Source organism: Aedoeadaptatus coli (assembly GCF_900343085.1).
Classification (GTDB): domain Bacteria; phylum Bacillota; class Clostridia; order Tissierellales; family Peptoniphilaceae; genus Aedoeadaptatus; species Aedoeadaptatus coli.
The window spans coordinates 40,812-50,152 of record NZ_OPYI01000015.1; the positions used below are offsets into that span (position 1 = coordinate 40,812).

At 53.3% G+C, this 9,341-nt stretch carries 10 protein-coding genes; 4 read left to right on the plus strand and 6 right to left on the minus strand.

The window, feature by feature from the left end:
- Window positions 1-11 precede the first annotated feature (11 nt).
- Genes DG046_RS08300 through DG046_RS08320 form a run of 5 tightly spaced genes read right to left on the minus strand, consistent with a single transcriptional unit; the run spans window position 12 to window position 4,040 of the window.
- On the minus strand, window positions 12-320 hold the full coding sequence (locus DG046_RS08300; RefSeq protein WP_108832044.1) for a V-type ATP synthase subunit F: 309 nt from the start codon (window positions 318-320) through the stop codon (window positions 12-14).
- Window positions 320-739, minus strand: a complete 420-nt coding sequence (locus DG046_RS08305) for an ATP synthase subunit C (protein WP_108832045.1) — start codon at window positions 737-739, stop codon at window positions 320-322. The genes DG046_RS08300 and DG046_RS08305 overlap by 1 nt, the downstream gene beginning before the upstream one ends.
- A 14-nt stretch (window positions 740-753) precedes the next feature.
- Window positions 754-2,709, minus strand: coding sequence for a V-type ATP synthase subunit I (locus DG046_RS08310; protein ID WP_108832046.1), 1,956 nt, complete (start codon window positions 2,707-2,709; stop codon window positions 754-756).
- Window positions 2,700-3,719, minus strand: coding sequence for a V-type ATPase subunit (locus DG046_RS08315; RefSeq protein WP_108832047.1), 1,020 nt, complete (start codon window positions 3,717-3,719; stop codon window positions 2,700-2,702). The genes DG046_RS08310 and DG046_RS08315 overlap by 10 nt, the downstream gene beginning before the upstream one ends.
- Window positions 3,720-3,731: 12 nt before the next feature.
- Complete coding sequence (locus DG046_RS08320) at window positions 3,732-4,040, minus strand: hypothetical protein (RefSeq protein ID WP_108832048.1); 309 nt, start codon at window positions 4,038-4,040, stop codon at window positions 3,732-3,734.
- A gap of 407 nt (window positions 4,041-4,447) precedes the next feature.
- Here DG046_RS08320 and DG046_RS08325 point away from each other — a divergent pair, with 407 nt between their 5' ends.
- Window positions 4,448-4,939 carry an Lrp/AsnC family transcriptional regulator gene (locus tag DG046_RS08325; protein WP_108832049.1) on the plus strand — a complete coding sequence of 164 codons (492 nt, stop codon included), beginning with the start codon at window positions 4,448-4,450 and terminating at the stop codon, window positions 4,937-4,939.
- Window positions 4,940-5,012: 73 nt separating this feature from the next.
- On the opposite strand, the gene DG046_RS08330 is transcribed toward DG046_RS08325, so the two are convergent.
- The gene (locus DG046_RS08330) at window positions 5,013-6,152 is read right to left on the minus strand and encodes a homoserine dehydrogenase (RefSeq protein WP_108832050.1); all 1,140 of its coding nucleotides are present in this window, start codon (window positions 6,150-6,152) and stop codon (window positions 5,013-5,015) included.
- A 116-nt stretch (window positions 6,153-6,268) separates the two neighbouring features.
- On the opposite strand from DG046_RS08330, the gene DG046_RS08335 reads away from it, so the two are divergent.
- From DG046_RS08335 to DG046_RS08345, 3 genes are read left to right on the plus strand one after another with little or no spacing between them, the layout of a single operon-like run.
- Window positions 6,269-7,264, plus strand: a complete 996-nt coding sequence (locus DG046_RS08335; RefSeq protein ID WP_108832051.1) for an aspartate-semialdehyde dehydrogenase — start codon at window positions 6,269-6,271, stop codon at window positions 7,262-7,264.
- Window positions 7,261-8,055, plus strand: a complete 795-nt coding sequence (locus tag DG046_RS08340) for a nitrilase-related carbon-nitrogen hydrolase (protein ID WP_108832052.1) — start codon at window positions 7,261-7,263, stop codon at window positions 8,053-8,055. The genes DG046_RS08335 and DG046_RS08340 overlap by 4 nt, the downstream gene beginning before the upstream one ends.
- Before the next feature lies 1 nt (window position 8,056).
- Window positions 8,057-9,214 carry a M20 metallopeptidase family protein gene (locus tag DG046_RS08345; protein WP_108832053.1) on the plus strand — a complete coding sequence of 386 codons (1,158 nt, stop codon included), beginning with the start codon at window positions 8,057-8,059 and terminating at the stop codon, window positions 9,212-9,214.
- The last annotated feature ends 127 nt before the right edge of the window (window positions 9,215-9,341 follow it).

The following is a 9,341-nucleotide window of genomic DNA, read 5'->3' on the forward strand; positions in this document are numbered from 1 at the left end:
TTTCTCACCTACTAATCCAGTTTCACCCCGATGGCGTCGCGAACGTATTTCATAATGAAATCATCTTCCGTGTAGCCATCTCTTCCGGGCAATGTGCAGATAAAGGGACTGCGCTTTTTCTCTTTGACAGCCAGAACCTTCTCTTCCAACGTGCGAAAGTCCTTTTCGTTTAAGATAATCATGCCGATGTTTTTATCTTCCAAGGCGGCGTCGAAGGCGGCATTCAGCGCCTCAGTATCGGCGCAGTACACCCCTTCGAATCCGCTCATACGAAGGGCGACGAGAAATTCGTCGTCGCGAGAGATGACCCTGGAGATCATTACAGTTTGCCCAGGATCATGATGGAAATGATCAAGCCGTAAATGGCGATCCCTTCGGCCAAGCCGACGAAGATCAGGGTCTTCCCTAAGATGGAGTCGTCTTCACTGACGGCACCCAATGCGGCGCTTCCGACGATGCCGACGGCATAACCCGTACCGATGGTGGCGAGGCCCGTGGAGAGGGCTGCGGCCAAAAGGCCCAGGCCGTTTACTTCCGTCGCACCGGTGGCTGCGTGGACGACGCCGGGGGCGAGGAGCACGTAGGCGGCGAGAACCGTGGGGATAAAGGCGAGCAGATTGGTGCGCATGGCTTTCTTAAGTTTTACGCGGTCGGAGGACACGCCCCGTTCCAAAAAGACGAAGCCGGCTGCAATGGTGGATAAGACCACGAGGGATGCTAAAAATAATATTTTTTCCATAATCAATCTCCTTCTCAGTGCTTGTTTTGGGTTAATTTCAGATTGTCGGAGCGGAATTCCCGTCCGCTGCCGTCGTAGTAGCGGCTGAACAATTCGTAGTATTCCAGGCGCAGGCCTTGGATAAAGACGATGAGCCCTTCCAGGCCGATGATTAAAATGTTTCCTAAAACCAAAATCACGTAACCGCCTGCGGTGTGGGGTGCCATTTCGCTCATGACGTGGAAGGCCATAAAGAGCCCCACGTGGTTAATGGCAAAGGCGCCGACACGAATAAAGGACACGATCCCCGACAAGGTGGAGATCAACAGCTCGATCATGGAGAACGAGCTTTCGATAAAGTAGCCGCTCTTGTTTCCGCCGTAATCCACATCGGTCTTTGAGATCTTCGCCATGAGGGGCTTTTTGAAGATCATAAGCACGATGGAGACGATGAGGATTCCCAAAGCCACGGGCATGGGAATAAAGGATACGACGCCGGCCACATCCAAAATCATGGCGAGGAGCATGGCGAAGACCAAAAAGCCGAAGAGGCCGTGTTCGCCGAAAAGCCCGCGGGCCAAGTCTCTGTTTTTAATGGCGTTGGCAAAGTTCATGCCGTAGGCCAGGACCAAAAGCACGATGCCGAAGCCGATGGCGGCCATAAGCACTTGGTCGATGTTTTGGAAGGGTCTGAGCCAGAGGGCGTCGATGATTTCTTCGTTTCCGAAGACCGAACCGTACAAGAAGCCGAAGACCACGGAGGATGCGCCCATGCGCATTAAGAGGCCGCCCATGTCTTTTTGTTTCTTTTTCGAGACGAGCCAGCCGATAAGCATAAAGATCGCCCCTTGCCCCACGTCGCCGAACATGGCGCCGAAGAGCAGCATGTAGGTAATGCCGACGAAGATCGTCGGGTCGATTTCGTTGTAATGGGGAATGCCGTACATGCGAACCAAGAGCTCGAAGGGCTTAAAGAACTTTGGGTTTTTCAGCTTCGTCGGCGGGGTAATGCCCCGAGCCGCTTCCTCCTCGCTTTGGGTGGTGATCACCACGTCGTCGAACTTCGCCGTGCGGCGTTTTATTTCTTCCACGCCGGCCTCGTCGGTCCAGCCCGTGATCAGGAAATACTCCTTGGCCGTGGCCATTTGTTGCTTGGCCTCTTCGATCCGGCCCAAAAAGAGCATGTGGCCTAAAATCTCCCGCACCTTGTCCCGGTCGTCGCGGTAGAGGGTCTTGCGTTCCTCGTCCAGCTCCGCCAGGCGGGTGTAGAGATCCGTTTCTTCTTTTTCGAGCTTGGCCAAGGTTTCCTTCGCCGTGCCCATGGCGTTGTCCATGACCGGCACGTCAATCCAGTGGAGGGATTTCAATACCCGGTCGATTTCATCGGCCACCTCGTTGGGGTAGACGATCATGTAGACTTCTTCGTCTTCGAAGGAGCCCGTGTGAAAGACAATGGCCAGGAGGTTTTCGTAGCTGTTTTTCAAGCGCACCCGGGCGGATTTTTCCAGGCGGCCGAAGCGGGCCGTGAAATACTTCATGTCCCGGATTTGGTTTAAGTCCACGTCCACGTTTTCAAAGAGGGCCATGTTTTGCTTGAAGTTTTCGATGGCCTCCAGGCGCTTGTGAATCGCCTCGTATTCCGTGCGCATGGGCTCGACCCGATCCAGGAGGGCCTGATACCTGCGGTTTAGGCTTTCCGCGTCTTCGAAACCGGTGATCTTTAAGTCCTTAATATGGAAGTAGTCCACCAATTTTTGCGCCTCTTGGGCCTTTTGTCTGATATCCGTGTTAATGGGAAAGGGCGCCAGATTGTTTAAATCCACGACCATGTCCACATTGTCTTCGAGAGAGTAAATATTGCTGTTCTCCGCCAATTGGGTCATGGCGTCGACCATATCCAGCGCTCCCGAAGCCAGGACCTGGAACAAAATATCCTTCAGATTCTCGATCCGGCCGACGACACTGAGCATGACCATTCTCTCTACTGCCATACTTCACCTTCTTTCATAGGAATCGTCAAGAGACTCCTGATTAAATCTTTTCCGAAGCCGAGCCTCAGCCCTTCCAAAGTGGTGGAGACGTCTTTTATGGCGTTTTCCAGCAAAATGGACAGGGCGACGATTCGACCCAGGCTTAAACCCGCCTGTTGGTAATGTTTTTCATAGACGGCGGCCAAATCCCTCGTGGCCAAAATGTCGGCCATTTGGTTGTTTCGCTTTTCCTGGAAGAGGAAGGAAAAAGACGAGTTCCTTACCGAGCGCACCAGGGCGTTCACATCTTCCGCATAGATCCAGGATTTTAAAAGCTTCGGGGGAATGTTTCCGCCGTGAATGACGAAGTTTTCCATTTCCGACTTTAATATGTCGTAGGTCTTTTTGCCCCGGTAAATGTAGCGAATGTTCAACAGATCCACATGGCGATTCAACATGGCCATAATTTCCTTGCGGTCTTTTTTCGGCAGCTCTCGCGCTTCCTTGATCAGGCGCTCGTAGTAGCTTCTGTCCAGCTCCATTTCGATGTAAAAAAGAATCTTATCGCGGGCGACCCCTTTGTAGGCGGAAAGCATCCGGCCGTAGGGCGTGGCCTCCAAGACCTTGAACAATTCGTCGGGACCGACGGTTTGATCCTTGGGCAAGAGCATGGGATCCAGGGCCAAGAGGCTTTTCCGCACGAGGCCCACGTCTTCGTCGTGATAGACCGCCCGGAAGATCCGCTTTAAATCCTGAATTTCATAGCGCGTTAAAAGGGCGTTGTAAAAGCTCCGGGCCGATCCCTGTAAGTAGTAGTGAAAGCCGTTTAAGGTATCGTAGACCTTTTGTGCCATCTTTACATTCACTTCCAACAGATGAGGGTTTTCGGTAAGCTCCAAGCCCCACGTGCTTTCTAAAATCGCCAGACCGTCTTTAATGTTTCCCGCTTCCAGAATCTTTAAAGGCACTTCCGGTTTAAGAAAACGGGCGTAGACGGCCACGGCTTTGGTGTTGACTGCAGCGTAACTCATACTCGCCTCCCATCAAATGTCCAGGAGTTGAAACGCTTCTTCCACCAATTCCGCTTTGTGGGCTTTATACACCGCATCCACCGATTCCAGCTTCTTGCGGTTGTTTTCTTTGATTCCCTCGACCACGTCCATGGCCTCGTTGTAAATCGCATCGTAACTGTCCTTCGCCGAAGCCTTCGACGCTTCCCGCTCGTCCACTTCCATTTCCGTGAAATGCTTTTGCAGATCCGCTTTTTCGTCGTCGATGGCCTTTTCTTCTTCTCGAACCATGGCGTCGGTTCGTTCGTCCAATTCTATGACGCTTCGAATCAAGTGTTCCAACGTACTCCCCTTTCCATTAAATATTCGGTAAATCCCCCGAAAAGAGGACTTACAGGTATGATCATTTTAGCACTTGCCCCTTCGTAAAGCAAAAAAACAACACTGCAGAATCGGCAGTTTTTTCAGATTTGCACCGTTTTATTTGTGAAAAGAAGGTTGCCGCGATTTAAATTTAAAATAGGGAAAAATCGCCTCGGGAAAATCTATTTAAAAACGGCGTTTTTACATCAAATAAAACGACAATTTTTCGAAAATACGATCCATTCTCAAAGCCGTTTCTTTTTGAGCCTCTGACAGGTAAAAATAATTGTGTTTTTGCAAATTTTTTCCATTTTTCGGTGAATTTGCGCCAGTTTTTTGGTATAATCTCATTAACCTATTTGTTTTGATTAAAGGAGGTGCATAAGATGCACATCAATCGCTTTACCGGTGATTCCATCGACACATATATCTTGTCCCTGCTCAACGAAAACAGCCGCATGTCCTTAAGCGACATCGCGAAAAAAGTGAGCCTTTCCGTATCGGCCACGCGCAATCGGATCCATCGCTTGGAAGATGCGGGCGTCATTGCCGGCTACACCATTCTCCTCGGCGGAGAAGAGGACGATTCCTACATCCACTCCTTCTGTCTCATCGACATCTCCGAGGAAGACAATACCTTGGAAGAATTTATTAACTACATCCAAACGTCCGATCAGGTCACCGACTGCTGGAAGCTTATGGGGGAATACCAGTTTTTAATTCGCATTAAATCCACCTCGTCGAAAGCTTTAGACGATTTTTTAATGCGCCTCAGGGAATCCATTTCCATTAAGCGGACCAACACCATCGGCGCCTTGAATCAGGTCAAGGGAAAGGACATTCGCGAACACAATGCCATTCGGATTCAGGAAAAGTAAAAGCGGGCGCTTCGGCGCTCGTTTTTTTATATGGAAGAAAAAAAGACAAGCCGCGGGGCTTGCCTTTCAATCTTTAGTCTTCCATGCGGGCGAAGAAGGTTTTTTCGTCCAGTTGCTTCAATAATTCGTCTCGGGCCATGTCCTTGGTGTAGGTGAATCCTTCTTCCACCCGATCCACGAAATCCCCTTCCAGTTCTTTTGCCACGAAGTAGCGGCCGCGAATGGGAGCGAGGGCCACATCGCCCCGCTTCAAGAGGGGCATGGCGCTTTTTGTGGCGGCGGCCACGAGATCGGCCACCACGGCGTTACCCGTGGGCTCTTTGCCGGCGCCGGGGCCGGTGAAGGCCAAATCGCCGACCCAGCTGCCCTTTACATTCACCTGATTAATGGCATCGGGCAAAATAGCCAAGCTGTCCGCCCCGTCTAAGAGCACCGGTTCCACCACGGCTTCGATGCCGCCTTCTACCGGTTTCGCCGAGGCAACGAGTTTCACCTTCTTATTTTGCCCTTTCAGATAGGCCACCACGGATTGATCGATTTGAGCGATGCCTCGAGTGGGAATGGCGTCGCCGTCCACGTGGCCGAAGGCCATTTCGATTAAGAGGTGCAGTTTTCTGCGGGTGTCGTAGCCTTCCACGTCGTCGGTGGGGTCTTGTTCGGCGTAGCCCAGCTTTTGGCACAGGGCCAGGGTGTCTTTGTAATCGGCGCCTTCTTTAAACATGGCGTTTAAAAGGTAGTTGCAGGTGCCGTTTAAAATGCCCTTCACATCCAAAATGTCGTTTTGCAGGCAAAGAGCCCGAAGGGGCGTCAGGACGGGAATGCCGCCGCCCACGGCCGCTTCAAACAAGAAGGGCGCGCCGGTTTTTTCCGATAAGGCCACGAGCTCTTCGTAGTGGGCGCTAACGCAGGCCTTGTTGGCGGTAACCACGCCCACGCCTTTTTCCAGGGCCCGGCGCATGTAGTCGTAGGCCATGTCCATGGCGCCGGTGGCTTCGGCGATGCAGTCCACTTCTTCGAGGACCTGATCGTATTCCTTGGCCGTGACCACGGGCTCGTCGATTTCAAGCTCCAGGGTATTTCTGCTCCGGTCCGATGCGACCACGTAGGCGATCTCCATGGGGCCGATCGTTTTTTCGAAAATCTCTTGTCGATCCTTTAAAATGTCGTAGGCGCCGCGACCCACGGTGCCGAATCCGATTAATGCCAGTTTCATGTTTTCCCCTTTCTTTTTCACTTCGCTGCATTCAGTCCATTATGAATTGACTATACTAGAGTGTTTTTGTTATAGTCAAGAAAAACATTGCTCACATATAAGAAAGAAGGTTTATTATGACGATCTATCGCACAGCTATTTTAGGCGCAACGGGCCTTGTGGGCCAAACCATGCGCAGCATTTTGGAAGAAAGGAATCTCCCTCTGGAACTTTCCATGTTTGCATCGAAAAACAGTGCGGGCAAGACCTTTACTTTTAACGGTGAAGAACACGTCATCGAAGAGCTTACGGAAGATGCCTTGCGTGAAGGCAAATTCGACTATGTACTCAGTGCTTTAGACGGCGATTTGGCCGCCAAATATTGCCCCGTGGCCGCCGAAGCGGGCGCCATTGTCATCGACAACAGCTCCCACTTCCGCATGGTCGACGGCATTCCCTTGGTGGTCCCCGAAATCAATCCGGAAGATATTTCCGACAAGGCGGGCATTATCGCCAATCCCAACTGCTCCACGATTCAATCCGTGGTGGCCTTAAAGCCAATTGAAGACCTCTTTAAGATGAAGCGGATCGTCTTTACTACCTTCCAAGCCGTCAGCGGCTCCGGCGTTCGAGGCATCGCCGATTTGGAAAACGGCGTCAAGGGCGAAGCCCCGGAATTTTACCCCTACCCCATCGCATTTAACTGCCTTCCCCACATCGACGACTTCCTGGACGACGGCTACACCAAGGAAGAAATGAAGATGGTGAACGAATCCAGAAAGATTTTCCACCGGCCGGATCTGGCCGTCACCGCCACCGCCGTTCGCGTGCCGGTGAAGGGCGCCCACGCCATTTCCGTAAACGTCACCTGCGAAAAACCCGTCGACCTCGACAAACTCCGCGCCGCATACGAAGCCATGGACGACGTAGTGCTTCAAGACGACGTGAAGAATCTGGTTTATCCCTTGCAAATCAATGCCGAAGGCAAAGACGAAGTCTTCGTGGGCCGCATTCGCAAAGACGATTCCTGCGAAAACAGCTTAAACCTTTGGGTCGTCGCCGACAACATTCGCAAGGGCGCCGCACTAAACGCCATTCAAATTCTTGAAAAACACTTAAACGCACGGGCATGAGAGTTTCCGTCATCCAGGCCCCCATCGGCCCCATGCTCCTCGATGAAAATCGAAAGACGATTTTCGGCGCCATGGAAGCGGCCTTAAACGACGATCCCGATGTGATCGTGCTCCCCGAAATGTGGAACTCAGGCTTTTATCCGGAGAAATTTTCCGCCGAGGACGATTATATGGAAGAAGCCCTGTGCCGAGACCTTTCCTCCTTTGCCAAAGCCCACGCCGTCAACCTCGTGGCCGGCAGCCTTACCGTGTGGGATAAGGGCCATCGGGCGAACCGCGCCTTTATCTACGACCGCACAGGCGCGCTCCTAGGCACCTACGACAAGGCCCACCTCTTTCCCATGGGGGCGGAAAAAGAATGCTTCACCCCGGGAGATAAAAGCCTCGCCTTCGAACTGGACGGCGTAGGGGCAGGCATCGTCACCTGTTTCGATTTGCGGATGCTCGAGTGGGTGCGCCTCGCCGTCATGGGGCGGGCGAAGATTCTCTTCGTTCCCATGGCATGGGGCCTTTCCCGGGTGCCCCACATGCATCTCTTCGCCCGGGCGCGGGCCGTGGAAAATCAATGCTTCGTCGTGGCGGTCAACTGCACGAAGCTCGCCGATTACCCGGCCATGGGCGGCGGCGGAAGCTGCATCTACGACCCCATGGGCGAGGAAGTGCTCATGACGGGCACGGAAGCCTGCGTCCACACGGTGGATTTGGATTTGAACAAGGTGGACGAAGCCAAGGCCATGTTCGATCTCTATAAAGAGCGACGACCGGCGCTCTATGGCGGTTTGGTGAAGTAACATGCAAAAACAAGACATTCTATCGGCGGCGGAGGTGGCGAAGGCCCACTACCGCCACCTCCACACCCATCCGGAACTGAGCGGCGAAGAGTTTGAAACCGCCCGCTACATTAAACGCGTGCTGGCGGAGCTTGACCTTCCCGTACACGACTACTCCAACGGCGGCTTTCACGGCGACATCAAAGGCACGAAAGACGGCCCCCTGGTGGCCCTTCGCGCCGACATGGACGCCCTGCCCCTTAAAGAAGACACGGGCCTATCCTTCGCCTCCGAAAATGACGGCGTCATGCACGCCTGCGGCCACGACATGCACATGGCCTCCCTTCTCGGCACGGCCATCTACTTCGCCGAACACCGGGACTTTCCCGGCACCGTGCGCCTGATCTTTCAGCCCAACGAGGAAAAAGACGGCGGCGCCGAAGTCATGGTCGCCGAAGGCGTCATGGACGGCGTGAGCCACTGCATGGGCCTCCACGTGTCCCCCTATTTGGACGTGGGCACCTTCGGCCTGCGACCCGGCTTTATGTACGCCGGCGTGGAAGATTTTAAAATCACCTTGACGGGCAAGGGGGGCCATGCGGCCAATCCCGAGCTCTGCACGGATCCCATCGTCTGCGGCGGCCACGTCATCGTGGCCTTGCAAAGCATCGTGGCCCGCCACGTCTCACCCTTTACCCCGGCGGTGGTCACCATCGGCGCCGCCCGCGGCGGCAACAAGCACAACATCATTCCCGATGAAATGATTCTTGAAGGGACCATTCGCTCGGACAACTTGGCCAATCGGGACAAGCTCCGCGGCCTTCTCACCGACATTTCCGCCGCTACGGCAAAGGCCCACGGCTGCGACTGTACCGTGGAAATCATCAAGGGCTATGTTCCCCTTATTAACGATGAAAAGGCCACGGAAATCGTGGCTCAGGCCCTTCGCGCCACATGCGGCGAAGACGCCGTCACCTTCCTTCCCACCCCCACCATGGGCGCGGAAGACTTCGCCTACTACCTGCAAAAAGCGCCGGGCACCTTTATCAATCTCGGCGTAAAAAATCCCGGAGACGAACGCAACGCCATTCACACGCCGCAGTTTTTCCCCGACGAGGCGGCCTTGAAATACGGCATCCTCGCCGAAGTGGCATCGGCCCTGGCCTTTATGGAAAAATAAGGCTCTATAATATCCGTTGGGGAGTAACCTCCTCAATGGATATTTTTGTGCAAAAAGATAGCACTTGTTTTCCCTATCACCTAAAATTAAATCACCACAAAATAATAAAGGAGGGCAAACAAGTGCA